The organism is Rhizobium rhizogenes NBRC 13257, from assembly GCF_000696095.1.
GTDB classification, from domain to species: Bacteria; Pseudomonadota; Alphaproteobacteria; order Rhizobiales; family Rhizobiaceae; genus Rhizobium; species Rhizobium rhizogenes.
Window position 1 is genome coordinate 75,891 of the sequence record NZ_BAYX01000001.1, and the last position, 13,880, is coordinate 89,770.

Consider the following 13,880-nt stretch of genomic DNA (forward strand, 5'->3'; position numbering starts at 1 on the left):
CCGCAGATGACCTGGACGTGCAGGTCAATGTCGCAAGTTATCTGAAGCAACGTCGCTTTCAAGCCCCCCAGACGAATCGCCGCTGGTGGTCGGAAGTTTTGCAGCCTGGGAGTTTTGCGAAATCAGCCTCATAAAACCTGCGCGTTCAATTCAAGTGACGCGCTTCCCCGATTGGCAGCTTGCCGCCTCAAGTTTAGTGTGCGACTTGAAGGAATCCTTATGAAATCGAGGCGGATTGTTGATGACATCAGCGGACAAGACGGCGGGAGCCGATTGGTGGCGTGGAGCGGTAATCTATCAGGTCTATCCGCGGTCGTTTCAGGATACCGACGCCAACGGGCTCGGCGATATCAAGGGCATCACCCGCCGCCTGCCGCATATCGCCTCGCTCGGTGTCGACGCCATCTGGCTGGCGCCGTTCTTCACTTCGCCGATGGCGGATATGGGCTATGACGTCGCCGATTATTGCGATGTCGATCCGATCTTCGGGACGCTCGCCGATTTCGACGAGATGATGACATCGGCGCATGCGCTCGGTCTCAAGGTCATCATCGATCAGGTGATCTCACATACATCGGACCGCCATCCCTGGTTCGTCGAGAGCCGGGCAAGCCGCGACAATCCGAAGGCGGACTGGTATGTCTGGGCCGATCCGAAGCCGGACGGCACGGCGCCGAACAACTGGCTGTCGATCTTCGGCGGGCCTGGCTGGGAATGGGACGGCGTGCGCCGGCAATATTACCAGCACAATTTCCTGACCTCGCAGCCGGACCTGAATTTCCACAATAGCGAAGTCCAGGACGCCTTGCTGGCGACGGTCAAGTTCTGGCTCGACCGCGGCGTCGACGGCTTCCGGCTGGATACGGTCAACTACTATTTCTGCGACAAGCAGCTGAGGGATAATCCGCCCGCGGCGAGCGTGGTCGGCGGGCTGGATGCGCCGGAGAGCAATCCCTATGGCATGCAGAATCATCTCTACGACAAGACGCAGCCGGAAAATATCGATTTCCTGAAACGTTTCCGCGCGCTGCTCGATCAGTATGAGGGACGTACGACGGTCGGCGAAGTCGGCGATGGCGTCCGCTCGCTACAGACGGTGGCCGCCTATACCAGCGGCGGCGACAAGCTGCATATGTGCTATACCTTCGATCTGCTCGGACCGGATTTCACGCCGGCGCATTTCCGCCGTTGCGTCGGCGATTTCCAGGCCAATGTCGCCGACGGCTGGGTCTGCTGGGCTTTCTCCAACCACGACGTCAACCGCCATGTCAGCCGCTTCGCCGCAACCGAGGCCGAGCAGCCGCGTGTAGCCAAGCTGGCGATTTCGCTGTTGTCGACCTTGCGCGGTTCGATCTGCCTCTATCAGGGCGAGGAGCTGGGCCTACCCGAGGCAGATCTCGCTTTCGAGGACCTGCGGGACCCCTACGGCATCCGCTTCTGGCCGGCCTTCAAGGGGCGTGACGGATGCCGCACGCCGATGCCCTGGGAGGCAAGCCGCGCCCATGCTGGCTTCACCACGGCGGAGAAATCATGGCTGCCAGTACCCTATCAGCATGCCGCACTTGCCGTCGACAAGCAGGAGACCGATCCGCAATCCGTGTTACATCACTATCGCGAGACGCTGGCTTTCCGGAAGCAGCATCCGGCACTGCTCGACGGCGACATGACCTTTCTCGACACCAAGGAAGATGTGCTCGCCTTCATGCGCAGCAAGGGCGACGAGACGTTGCTTTTCGTCTTCAATCTTTCTCGCGCGCCTGTGAAGGTTGCTCTACCGGAAGGGGTGAAGGTGGTGAAGGCTGTGCCGATGCCGGGCTTTGGAGCTGCCAACGCCGACGAGGTCATAACGCTTGCCGCATTGGATGTGTTTTGCGGGAAGGTTGACTGATCAACCGATCAGCATGAACTTGTCGACATCCACAAGACCTCGGTCCGAGATCTTCAGGTGCGGGATGACCGGCAGGGGCAGGAAGGCGAGCTGGAGGAAGGGTTCTTCCAGCGTCGCGCCGAGGGCGTAGGCTGCCTGGCGCAGATGATGCAGCGTGTCGCGCACGCTTTCATAGGGCTCCAGACTCATCAGGCCAGCAACGGGCAGGGCGATTTCGCCGGTGACGACACCGTTTTCGACGACGACGAAGCCGCCGTTGATTTCGCTTAGACGGTTGGCGGCGCGGGCCATGTCGTCCTCGTTGACGCCGACGACGCAAATATTGTGGCTGTCATGGCCGACGGTCGAGGCGATTGCGCCTTTCTTCAATCCAAAGCCTTGAACGAAACCATTGGCATGGTTGCCATTCTTGCCGTGGCGCTCGATGACGGCGACCTTGATGATGTCGTTGCCGAGGTCGAGGTCGGTCTGGTTGCCCCTGAGCGGCAAACGGTAGCGGCGATGTTCGGTGATGATCTTGCCGGGGATAACGCCGATGACGGAGCTTTCGCCCTCTGCGACCGGCACGCCGAAATCGGCGGCATTGATCGGGCGTGCCCGGACGCTGTCGAGGCCGACGGGGGCGACAGGCTTGCGGGTGGCGAATAGCTCTGTGGTGACACGGCGGCCTGCCGAGAACACCGTCTCAGCCTTGCAGCTCTCCAGGCTGTCGATGATGACCAGATCGGCGCGCCAGCCGGGCGCCACCAGGCCGCGATCGCGCAGGCCAAAGGCGCGGGCGGCGGAGATCGAGGCGGCGCGATAGATTGCCTGCGGTTCGACGCCATGGGCAATCGCCGTGCGGATCATATAATCGAGATGGCCCTGCTCGGCGATGTCGAGCGGATTGCGGTCGTCGGTGCAGAGCGCCAGATAGGGCGACAGCCGCTCGGTCAGGATCGGCATCAGGGCGTGCAGGTCCTTGGAAACCGACCCTTCGCGCACGAGAATATGCATGCCTTTGCGGATTTTTTCGAGGGCCTCCTCGGCGGTGGTCGATTCATGCTCGGTGCGGATGCCGGCTGAGAGATAGCCGTTGAGATCGTTGCCGCGCAGCAGCGGCGCATGACCGTCGATATGGCCGCCCTGGAAGGCGTCGAGCTTTGCCATGCAGATGGGGTCTTTATAGACGACACCCGGAAAATTCATGAATTCGGCTAGGCCGATGACCTTGGGATGGTCTCGGAAGGGCAGCAGCTTCTCGATCGGCAGATCGGCGCCTGAGGTCTCCAGATGCGTCGCGGGCACGCAAGAGGAGAGCTGGACGCGGATATCCATGATGGTCTCGAGCGAGCTGTCCAGGAAATACTGGATGCCCTCCGTGCCAAGCACATTGGCGATCTCATGCGGGTCGCAGATGACGGTCGTCACGCCATAGGGCAGAACGCAGCGGTCGAACTCATGCGGCGTCACCAGCGAGGATTCGATATGCAGATGCGTGTCGATGAAGCCGGGCACGACGATCCGGCCGGAGATATCGATCTCCTCGCGGCCCTGATAATCGCCGCAGGTACCGACGATCCGGTCGTCGCAAATGGCGATGTCGGAAGCGACGAGTTCGCCCGTCACCAGATCGAAGAACCGCCCGCCCTTAAGCACGATATCCGCCGGCTCCCGGCCGACGCCCTGGTCGATATAGCGTTCGAGTTTGGCGGTCATGTTCATCCCTCGCATAAAGTTCGCCCCTCATATCCGACCATTCTGCGTTTGCAACAATGGGGACATGAGGGGCGGTGATTTCCTAAGACTAAGCCTCAGATATTATTCTGCAAGATCTCCCGGAGCTTTCCGAAGAGTTCGTCGATGTGGTGTTTTTCGATGATCAGGGGCGGGGAGAGAGCGATGATGTCGCCGGTGGTGCGGATCAGTAGGCCTTTTTCATAGGCTTTCAGGAAGGCGGTGAAGGCGCGCTTGGTGGGTTCGCCGGTAATGGGGGAGAGTTCGATGGCGCCGATCAGGCCGGTGTTGCGGATATCGATGACGTTGGGGCAATCCTTCAGCGAGTGCAGTGCGTCGGCCCAATAGTCCGAGAGTTCGGCGGCGCGGGTCAGCAGGCCTTCTTCCTTGTAGGTGTCGAGCGTGGCAAGTGCCGCGGCTGCGGCGATCGGGTTGCCGGAATAGGTATAGCCATGGAAGAACTCGATCATGTGCTCGGGTCCCTGCATGAAGGCGTCGTGGATTTCCGAGGTGACGAAGACCGCGCCCATCGGGATGACGCCGTTGGTCAGGCCCTTGGCTGTGGTGATGATGTCGGGGGTGACATCGTAATATTGGGCGGCGAAGGGCGTGCCGAGGCGGCCGAAGCCGGTGATGACTTCGTCGAAGATCAGCAGGATGCCGTGCTTGGTGCAGATTTCGCGCAGCTTCTGCAGGTAGCCCTTCGGCGGGATCAGCACGCCGGTGGAGCCGGCGACCGGCTCGACAATGACGGCAGCGATGGTGGAGGCGTCATGCAGCGTGACGATGCGCTCCAGCTCGCTGGCGATATCGCCGCCATGCTCGGGCTCGCCGCGCGTGAAGGCATTCTTGCCGGGAACATGGGTGTGGGGCATGTGATCGACGCCGGTCAGCAGTGTGCCGAACATTTTGCGGTTGGTGACGATGCCGCCGACGGAGATGCCGCCGAAATTGACGCCGTGATAGCCGCGCTCGCGGCCGATCAGGCGGGAGCGAGAGCCGTTGCCCTTCACGCGATGATAGGCAAGCGCTACCTTCAGCGCGGTCTCGACGGATTCAGAGCCGGAATTTGTATAGAGAACATGGTTCATGCCCTCGGGTGCGATATCCACCAGCCGGTTGGCCAGTTCGAAGGCCTTGGGATGGCCGAGCTGGAAAGCCGGCGCATAATCGAGCTCGCCTGCCTGCTGGCTGATGGCTTCTGTGATCTTCGGGCGACAATGTCCGGCATTCACGCACCACAGACCCGCCGTTCCATCCAGCACCTGCCGTCCGTCATGGGTGGTGTAATACATGTCCTTGGCGCCGACAAAGAGGCGCGGCTCCTTCTTGAACTGGCGATTGGCCGTAAACGGCATCCAAAAGGCGCTGAGATCGTTGGGGGCGGCGTTCAGACGGTTGGACATGCTGTTCTCCATGGCCATTCGGGGCCATCTCCCGATCGCGGTAGAGCCCGCGTGATTATTGACTGTCTGGTCAAATTATCAGTCGGCCCCATGGCGTCAAGATGAAGCCGGGGGAGACGACGGAGGGTTCGGGGAAGGGAGGACGCGGTGATTTCGTTTTTAGTCCAGTTCTGTCTCGTCTTGTCTTGTTTGCTCACGCCAAATCAGATCAGATCGCATCCAGTACGGAGAGAAGCGACTGGCGAACGCGATGGAGCCGTGGCATGTGTCGCTGGTACGCAGATGGGGCTAAACACGAAAAAGCTGGCAAATTGAAAATTTGCCAGCCAAATCAGATATATAATTGTGGTCATGAAAGCAGCCTGATCTTAAGGGTGGGACGTGTCCTCCCCCTGCGGATCATGCTCCGGCAGTCCTAGAGTCAGTTTTGGCTCTTAAGCAGCCGTTCTACTTTTTTCCGGTTCACAATAAATGTCTTCCAGCGTTTCCAGGACCCGGATGACCGACTCTGAAGTGCTGGAGTAGTAAATGGTTTGAGCATCGCGGCGGGTCTTTACCAGCTTCTGGGCACGAAGCTTCGAAAGATGCTGGGAAAGCGCAGATTGGCTGAGCCCCACTTGGTTGGCCAATACGCCGACCGGGACTTCACCCTTGACCAAGCTGCAAAGAATCATCAGGCGCTTGGGGTTCGCCATTGCAGATAGTAGTGCTGCCGCCACGTTGGAGTGGTCAGCCAAATTTCTTGTTTTCATCTCTTGATCTTCCTAATGCGGAGCGTACATCAGAAATTGCGTAATTTCTAAACCGGGGAGCTAACCCGATAGCTAACAATACCAAGTTGGGTGAAAGATTGTATATACCTAAATTTAAGGTATCGAGTATGCTATTTTAGATATGTGTAATTTAATGTCGTCTCCCGCCCATACGGGTAGGTCGAATTCCCCTCCGAACGTCCCATTTTCCCGAATTAGGTCGATTCCCGCCATATCTAGGTCGTAAATCCGCCACCACTCGCCCATTTTTCCCTCTGACCCACCCGTGATGGCCGAGGCTATGTTGGGCGGCGGGATACTAATTCTCGCACTATGGCGTCTGCCTCTTTCACCAGCACTTCATTAGCCGCCGAAAGAATCATCAGATCGGAGCCCGGCAGAACAAAGGCTTTGCCGAAGCCGCCATTCAGGCTGGCGACAAGTGGGACGAGGCGAAAGAAGCAGAAATCCGGAAAATCGATGTAGAGCTTCGCCTTCGGATGGTGGGCGAGGAAACGTGAGCGGATGCGTTCATGCAGCGGATGTTCACGATCGACGCGCTCCGCATTGCATTGGACGCTGAGGCGTGGATGGGCGAGGGGATCGCCCTTGCCGGGCTCGCCGAAGAGAACCGAGGCGCGCGGATCCCTCGACAGCGCCTTGGTATGGGCTGAGAGGTCGGAGACGAGGATGACCGGCACGCCGTCGATATCGGTGCCGGTCAGCGCGCGGCTGACGGAGGGAAAGCCGGTCTCAGGATCGATGACGGCAAGTGCCGCGTAGCGGGCCGAATGTAAGAGGATACGCGCCTGTTTGCGCGCCGCCTCGTCGGTTTCCCGCAGCACGGACGGCTTGTCGTTCATCGTCTCTCTCCCGCAGGATAAGAAGAGCAGTCCGGGTGGACTACTCCTTTCGCCGGTGGCTGGTGAGGCCAGCCACGACATCCTGGGCGGAAATCGTCCCGATAATCACGCCGTTGTCAACGACGCCGATATTGCCCGGCTGACGCGTCAGCGCGTCGAGAATATCGATGAGCGGCGTTGTCGCCGTGGTCGTGCCGGTAACAGAGCCGCCGACCGAAGAATGGCCGATGCCCTGCTGCATGACATCGCCCGCTGTCAGCATGCTGATCGGGTTCATGTGCTGCACGAAGTCGGCGACATACTGATCGGCAGGGTTTCTGACGATTTCCTGCGGCGTACCGCACTGGATGATGTGCCCGCTCTCCATGATGGCAATGCGATTGCCGATGCGGAAGGCTTCATCGAGATCGTGGCTGACGAAGAGGATCGTTCGCTTCAGGCGGCGCTGGAATTCCAGAAGCTCATCCTGCAGGCGGGTACGGATCAACGGGTCAAGCGCCGAGAACGGCTCGTCCATGAGCAGGATCGGCGCACCGGTTGCAAAGGCGCGGGCAAGGCCGACACGCTGCTGCATGCCGCCGGAGAGTTCGTTGACCCGGCGATTGGCCCATTGTGTCAGGTTGACGAGTTCCAGCTGTTCGTCGACGCGTTTCTTGCGTTCAGGCTCCGGCACACCGGCAAGCTCGAGGCCGAAGCCGACATTGTCGGCAACGGTGCGCCAGGGCAGCAATGCAAACTGCTGGAACACCATGGAGACCGTGTGCATGCGCAGGTCGCGCAGCGTCTTGGGACTACAGTCATAGGGATTGACCGGCCCGGTCTTGGTATTGACGACGACATTGCCGCGCACGACCGGGGCCAGGCCGTTGACGGCGCGCAGCAGCGTCGACTTGCCGGAACCGGAAAGGCCCATGAGCACGAGGATTTCGCCTTCCTCGACCTCTAGCGAGGCATTGGCGACGCCGAGCACCAGGCCTGTTGCCTTGCCGATCTCGTCGCGGGTCTTTCCTTCGTCCGCGAGCTTGAGGGCTGCCTCGGGGCGGTCGCCGAAGATGATGCTGACATTGTTGAAGGCGACGGCAGTGGTCATGAGCGGTCTCCTTCGCCGGGGGCACGGAACATGCGGTCGAGAATGATTGCGAGAATGACGATGCAGGAGCCGGAATCGAAGCTCTTGGCGACATTGACGCTGTTCAGCGCGCGCAGCACCGGCACGCCGAGGCCAGGGGCCCCGACGAGGGCGGCGATGGACACCATGGAGAGCGACAGCATGATCGTCTGCGTCAGGCCGGCCATGATCTGCGGCATGGCGAAGGGCACCTCGACCTTGCGCAGCACCTGTCGCGGCGTCGCGCCGAAGGCTTCAGCCGCTTCGACGAGAGAGGGCGGGGTCGAGATGATGCCGAGGCGGGTCATGCGGATCGATGCGGGAATGGCGAAGACGACGGTGGCGATCAGGCCCGGCACCATGCCAAGGCCAAGCAGGATCATCGCCGGCACCAGATAAACGAAGGTCGGGATGGTCTGCATCAGGTCGAGGATCGGCCGCATGATGGCATAGAGCCACGGGCGGCGAGCGGCGGCGATGCCGAGGGGGACGCCGACCAGCATGCAGACGAAAGTCGAGGCCAGCACCAGCGCAAGCGTCTCCGTCGTTTCCTTCCAGTAGCCCTGGTTGATGGTGACGAGCAGTCCGATGAAGGTGAGGGCGGTGACCGCAACGCTCCGGCGCATCCAGTAGGCGATGGCCGCAATAACAACGACGACGATCAGCGGATGTGGCGCCTGCAGGAGGAAGAGCAGTCCTTTGATCCCATGTGACGCGACGAAGGAAAGACCGTCGAAGAACCATATGAAATTGGTCGTCAGCCAGTCGACGACGGCTTTGGCCCAGGGGCCGATAGGGATGCGGTAATCGGTTAACCAGTTCACGTCTTTGCCCACTCTTTGGGCGGCGAACCCGGACGTCTTGGGTCGTTCCGGATGCGGCCGCCGGAGAATAACGGCCTATGGCGCCAGATGGGCGTTACCCGATGCGCAGCGCAATAGGAGGGAAGCAGTCCGTTCATGGAAGAGAAAGGGGCGGTTAAGCCGCCCCTTATCCCTTCGATGTCACAGGCCGAGCTTGGCCTTGACTGCCGCAAGCCCGTCACCGCCATCCTTGGTGGTGACGCCGGCAAGCCAGGGGGTGATGGCCGTCGGATTGGCCTTCAGCCATTCCGTTGCAGCCACTTCCGGTTCCTTGCTGTCGTTCAGGATCTTGCCCATGATCTCGTTTTCCATCGGCAACGAGAAGACGAGGTTCTTCACGAAGGCGCCGACATTCGGGCATTCCTGCAGATAACCGGCCCGGACGTTGGTGTAAACCGTCGCGCCGCCGTAGTTCGGACCGAAGACGTCGTCGCCACCGGAGAGATAGGTCATCTTGTAATTGCTGTTCATCGGATGCGGGGCCCAGCCGAGGAAGATGATCGGCTTGCCTTCCTTGTCCGCGCGGGACACCTGGGCAAGCATGCCCTGTTCGGAGGATTCGACCACTTCGAAGCCCTTGAGGCCGAAGGTGTTCTTGTCGACCATGTCGATGATCAGGCGGTTGCCGTCATTGCCCGGCTCGATGCCGTAGATCTTGCCGTCCAGGTCGTCCTTGTGGGTGGCAATGTCCTTGAAGTCCTTGATGCCGAGTGCCGCACCCTTTTCGTTGGTCGCGAGCGTGTATTTCGCGCCTTCCAGGTTGGCGCCGACGGTTTCGACCGACTTGTCTTCGGCAAACGGCTTGATGTTCTCGGCCATGGAGGGCATCCAGTTGCCGAGGAAGACGTCGATGTCCTTGTTTTTCAGCGACTGGTAGGTCACCGGCACGGCGAGCACCTTGACGTCGGTGTCGTAGCCGAGAGCCTTCAGAAGGATGGAGGCCGTCGCCGTGGTGGAGGTAATATCCGTCCAGCCAACATCGGCGAAATGCACGGTGCTACAGCTCGCCGGTTCGGCGGCGGAAGCTGCGGTTGCGCCCAGCGTGAGCGCGGAAAGGGTTGAAGCGAAGGCAAGTGCGGTAAATGTCATTTTTATCATTACGTGACTCCCAGTCTAACGTTCCCAAGCAAGCACCAATAACCGAGATTTACAAGCGACCTCCGCGTATTTGCGCCGGTTTGGAGGGGCTGATTGCGACGCTCCTCTTTTTTCCGGTCGAGTGTTGTCGGGCTAATCCCGTATTGCGTGAATCCACCGTAAATCCTGTGGTTTTTGCAGGAGGCGTCTTTCCTTCACGCTTCAGAGCACCCATGAAGCAATCAAGGAGAACGTCATGGCCAAGCTCTATTTCCATTATTCGACGATGAATGCCGGCAAGTCGACCATGTTGTTGCAGGCGGCCTACAATTATCAGGAGCGCGGCATGCGTACCGCGGCTTTTATTGCTGCGCTGGACGATCGCGCCGGTCGCGGCAAGATTGCGTCGCGTATTGGCCTGACGATGGATGCCATACCGTTCGATGCCGCCGACGATCTCTTCACCTTGGTCGATGAAATGCATGCCGAGGAGCCTCTGGCCTGCGTCTTTGTCGATGAGGCGCAATTCCTGTCGCATGAGCAGGTCTGGCAGCTTGCTCATGTCGTCGATCGCCTTGACCTGCCGGTCATGGCCTACGGACTGCGGACGGATTTCCATGGGAAGTTATTTCCGGGCTCACAGGAGCTGCTGACGATCGCCGACGAGTTGCGCGAAGTGCGGACGATCTGCCATTGCGGGCGCAAGGCGACCATGGTGGTGCGCCTCGATTCGGCCGGCAAGGCGGCGCGCGACGGCGCGCAGATCGAGATCGGCGGCAGCGACAAATATGTTTCGCTTTGCCGCCGCCACTGGGAAGCGGCGATGGCGGAAGAATAGGAACGTCCGCGTCATTGCGTCATCCGGCAATAGACCGCAAATGTCTCTATGGTCGCGGCGACGGGATGGATCGCTTCCCGATCAGGGAGGACTAATGAAATCGCTCTGTCGGCTGGCCGCGGCCGCTGCTCTCTTCTCCAGTTCGGCCGCTTTTGCCGATGGTGACGCGGTCGCCGGCGCGACGGTCTTCAAGAAATGCGCCGTCTGCCACACGGCGACCGCGCATGAGAACCATGTCGGGCCGTCGCTGATGGGCGTGGTCGGCCGCCCCGTCGCCACTGTGCCGGATTACAGTTACTCGACGGCGATGAAGGCGTTCGGCGCCGACGGCAAGGTCTGGGACGAGGCGCTACTGCGGAAATACCTGCCCAGCCCGCAATTCCTGGTGAAGGGCACGAAGATGACTTTCCAGGGCTTGAAGAGCGACAAGGATATCGACAATATCATCGCCTATCTGAAGAGCCCGGCCGTTGCGCAGTAAAGGTGCAGGCTCTGCTGTCGCTCTAATCGGGCTGCCGCGTCAAAACCTCTTGCGGACGTGTTTCTCAAACTCCGTCGGTAAAAAGCAATGCGTTTTGTGAATCCCATCCCGTTTGTTCGCGACATAAATTGCTCGAAGGCGTTCTACAACGAGCGGCTCGGCCTGAAGATCATAGAAGATTTCGGAAATTTTATTCTCTTCGAGACTGGTTTTGCGATCCACGAAGGGCGGTCTCTCGAAAAGACGATCTGGCGGCAAAATAGCGATCCCCCCAAGTCCTATGGGCAAAGGAACCTACTTCTGTATTTCGAACATGAGGATATTGATGCGGCCTTCGCCAATATCGCACCGCATGTCGAATTGATCCACCCTGTCGAAACGCAGGAATGGGGGCAGCGGGTCTTCCGTTTTTATGATCCGGATGGGCATGCGATCGAGATCGGCGAGCCAGAGAATAAAGTACCCAAGGGTAATTGACGCAAAAACAGATGTGTCGCTCGGTCATTTTCTTTGCACCTTTAAGCGGTTAATCTCGCCGGTAAAGGCAATTGAGAGACGCTTTCATGGTCAAGGTTCATTCCTTCGACGGCGCGCTCGACAAGGCGCGCGTGACGCTCGATGATGCGATCAAGGGCTTGGTTGCGGCAAACACCATGCTTGCCAGCCACGCCAAGCGCGACACCCGTCTCGGTGCTGTCAATTTCCCGGTGGAAGAGGCGCAGGTGCGTGAGACGCTCGAGTTGCTCGACCGCTGGAAATCCCTCGCTCGGTTGCTGGTCAGGGAACTCGATGAGGTCACCGCGGCCGCGGATTTGCAGCATCGGCGATTGTTCGATGAAAAGGCCGGTGCTGAAACGTCAACCTGGTTCGGGCGCAGGATTGGCCAAGGACATGCCAAGCCGGCATCGATCGTGGCGGAACTCGATGCGGCGCTGGCGGCGTCAGCTTCACTCGAGGCCCTGTTCAGGGAGGCTCGGCCGTTGCTGGTTCAAGCCTTTCGCGATTGCGAGACGCGGCTGGAGCAGGTCATCGAGCGTCGGCAACGCGTCGATCTCGATATTGAGGACGCTCAGCGCCAGGCCGATGATCTGGCGCTGAGGATTGTGGACCGGCGTGTCAGCGTATCGTCCAAGCGCGACGTGGATTCGCAATCCGAACCTGAAGCGGAGTATCGGCGGCTGCTTGCCGAGCAGGAAGATCTCCACGTACGCGAGCGCGCTTTGCAGCCCGGGCGGGTGGCATTGCAGCGGCTCATCGATATCTATGAGGGTGTGGCGACAATTCTGAATGCGCAGGTCGCCGCCGTCAACGCGATGGCGGCCAAGCTTGCGGTCGATACCGAACAGCGAATCGCCTTGCTGAAGGCGGTGACGTCGGAGGCTGCGCCGCCTTTGCCGGCCGTTGAAAGACCGGCCACGGTCGCCGCGTTGATCAGGGCATTCGAGGCCAATGTGCTCGCCGGTCATGATCTTGCAAGACGCAAGGAGCATGCCGACAAGGTATTTGCGCGGCGGCTGGAATCTCCACTGCCGGCCGTGCCGGTGACGGAAGGGGAGCAGCCGGTCGAGCCCGAACCTGAGACCTCGTTATCGTCTGCGATTGAAAAATGATATCAGCCGGTTGCCGTCTCCTGCGGAAACACATATCTGCATGGGCGTGAATATGTTGCGCGATTTCAAAGTGTCCTTGCGTCCTTTACGTATCCGAAGGACTGCGGCTCTTTAGAGGAGACGTCCATGCTTGATTCGATTACTGCGTTCTTCAAGCGGATCGGCGCCGCCATCGCGCGCGGCCTCGGGCTTCTCGTCGTCGGGATCTTATGGCCCTTCCTCGCCGCTCACGGCTGGTATCAGCGGCGCAATTGGCTGATCAAGCTGCCGGTTGCCGCTTTCGTGACGCTGATGGCGGTGCTCTACATCTATTTCATCTGGCAGACGCAGGTCTGGAGCGGCTTCGACACCAGCTATCCCAGCGTCTACAGGTTCGACGACCGCAAGGTCGGGGCAGGGCAAGAATTGCCGGCAGCGAGCGGCCAACAGGTCGCAGCGACCACGCCGAAAGCCTGCCAGACGTCCGGGACAGTCGACGTCACCGCCGACCTCATCGACTTCAACGTCAATCAGAACGCCTGGATCTCCTCGATGCTGCTTTTCAAGCTCGGGTTCTTCGGCGTCGCCTGGGACGACACGCCGTTCCTCGACAACAAGGCAGCCTTTCAGCGCGGCGTGAACCAGGCGGTGCGGCGCACGGCGGTGGAGCTGGTCGACACGCTCGGCCGCGTACGTGGTACGTCGGGCATCAACGGCGATCTGCAAAGCGCCCGTGGCAATCTGCAGTTCGACGAAGCGAGCTGGTATTTCGGCATGCGCCCCTTCGGCCCGAAGACGCCGACGCCGAGCTACTATCGCGCGGCAATCACCAGCCTGCGCAAGTTCAACACCGATCTCGGCACCTGCAATGCGGTCTTCGACAGCCGGGCCGACAACCTCCTGCAATTCATCGATCGTGTCGCCAACGACCTCGGCAGCACATCGGACATCCTTGCGGAGCGATCGGAGAAGCATAATTACGGCTGGTTCGACATGCGCGCCGACGACCGCTTCTGGTTCGCCTATGGTCAGCTCTATGGCTATTACGGCATCCTGAGCGCCATCGAGGCCGATTTCCAGCAGGTCATCGCCGAACGCAATCTCGGGACGCTCTGGGGCGGCACCATGAAGCAGCTGGAGGCGGCGCTACGCATTCAGCCCTTCATCATCTCGAACGGGCGCGAGGATGGCTGGATCATGCCGAGCCATCTGGCGACGATGGGCTTCTATATCCTGCGCGTTCGCTCGAATCTGGTGGAAATGCGCTCCGTCCTTGGCGGCCGTTAAGACGGCTGGGCG

At 60.0% G+C, this 13,880-nt stretch carries 12 protein-coding genes and 1 pseudogene; 6 read left to right on the forward strand and 7 right to left on the reverse strand.

Features of this window, described 5'->3' with window-relative positions:
- The first annotated feature begins 241 nt into the window (after window positions 1–241).
- On the forward strand, window positions 242–1,888 hold the full coding sequence (bglA, locus tag RRH01S_RS00355) for a beta-galactosidase BglA (protein WP_012651995.1): 1,647 nt from the start codon (window positions 242–244) through the stop codon (window positions 1,886–1,888).
- Here bglA and ade read toward each other — a convergent pair whose 3' ends face one another.
- The 7 genes and pseudogenes from ade to RRH01S_RS00390 all read right to left on the reverse strand — a co-directional run bounded on the left by ade (window position 1,889) and on the right by RRH01S_RS00390 (window position 9,694).
- On the reverse strand, window positions 1,889–3,586 hold the full coding sequence (ade, locus tag RRH01S_RS00360) for an adenine deaminase (RefSeq protein ID WP_042469998.1): 1,698 nt from the start codon (window positions 3,584–3,586) through the stop codon (window positions 1,889–1,891).
- A gap of 95 nt (window positions 3,587–3,681) precedes the next feature.
- Entirely contained in the window at window positions 3,682–5,010 is a 1,329-nt protein-coding gene (gene aptA / locus RRH01S_RS00365) for an omega-aminotransferase AptA (protein ID WP_012651993.1), read from the reverse strand.
- Between the two features lie 434 nt (window positions 5,011–5,444).
- Window positions 5,445–5,762 carry an ArsR/SmtB family transcription factor gene (locus RRH01S_RS00370; RefSeq protein ID WP_007692427.1) on the reverse strand — a complete coding sequence of 106 codons (318 nt, stop codon included), beginning with the start codon at window positions 5,760–5,762 and terminating at the stop codon, window positions 5,445–5,447.
- A 114-nt stretch (window positions 5,763–5,876) separates the two neighbouring features.
- Window positions 5,877–6,625 (reverse strand): annotated as a pseudogene (locus RRH01S_RS00375) (HugZ family pyridoxamine 5'-phosphate oxidase).
- A gap of 40 nt (window positions 6,626–6,665) precedes the next feature.
- On the reverse strand, window positions 6,666–7,715 hold the full coding sequence (choV, locus tag RRH01S_RS00380) for a choline ABC transporter ATP-binding protein (protein ID WP_042469630.1): 1,050 nt from the start codon (window positions 7,713–7,715) through the stop codon (window positions 6,666–6,668).
- Entirely contained in the window at window positions 7,712–8,557 is an 846-nt protein-coding gene (choW, locus tag RRH01S_RS00385; protein ID WP_007692430.1) for a choline ABC transporter permease subunit, read from the reverse strand. Before choW ends, choV begins: the two co-directional genes overlap by 4 nt.
- Window positions 8,558–8,737: 180 nt before the next feature.
- On the reverse strand, window positions 8,738–9,694 hold the full coding sequence (locus RRH01S_RS00390) for a choline ABC transporter substrate-binding protein (protein ID WP_012651989.1): 957 nt from the start codon (window positions 9,692–9,694) through the stop codon (window positions 8,738–8,740).
- 235 nt (window positions 9,695–9,929) lie between these two features.
- Here RRH01S_RS00390 and RRH01S_RS00395 point away from each other — a divergent pair, with 235 nt between their 5' ends.
- The 5 genes from RRH01S_RS00395 to RRH01S_RS00415 all read left to right on the forward strand — a co-directional run bounded on the left by RRH01S_RS00395 (window position 9,930) and on the right by RRH01S_RS00415 (window position 13,868).
- Complete coding sequence (locus RRH01S_RS00395) at window positions 9,930–10,511, forward strand: thymidine kinase (protein ID WP_012651988.1); 582 nt, start codon at window positions 9,930–9,932, stop codon at window positions 10,509–10,511.
- 94 nt (window positions 10,512–10,605) lie between these two features.
- A complete protein-coding gene (locus RRH01S_RS00400; protein ID WP_042469635.1) occupies window positions 10,606–10,992 on the forward strand; it encodes a c-type cytochrome in 387 nt (128 codons plus the stop codon).
- A gap of 87 nt (window positions 10,993–11,079) precedes the next feature.
- Window positions 11,080–11,469, forward strand: coding sequence for a VOC family protein (locus RRH01S_RS00405; RefSeq protein WP_012651986.1), 390 nt, complete (start codon window positions 11,080–11,082; stop codon window positions 11,467–11,469).
- An 86-nt stretch (window positions 11,470–11,555) separates the two neighbouring features.
- Window positions 11,556–12,602, forward strand: coding sequence for a hypothetical protein (locus tag RRH01S_RS00410; protein ID WP_034517830.1), 1,047 nt, complete (start codon window positions 11,556–11,558; stop codon window positions 12,600–12,602).
- A 126-nt stretch (window positions 12,603–12,728) separates the two neighbouring features.
- The gene (locus tag RRH01S_RS00415) at window positions 12,729–13,868 is read left to right on the forward strand and encodes a DUF2333 family protein (protein WP_007692439.1); all 1,140 of its coding nucleotides are present in this window, start codon (window positions 12,729–12,731) and stop codon (window positions 13,866–13,868) included.
- Window positions 13,869–13,880: the final 12 nt, after the last annotated feature.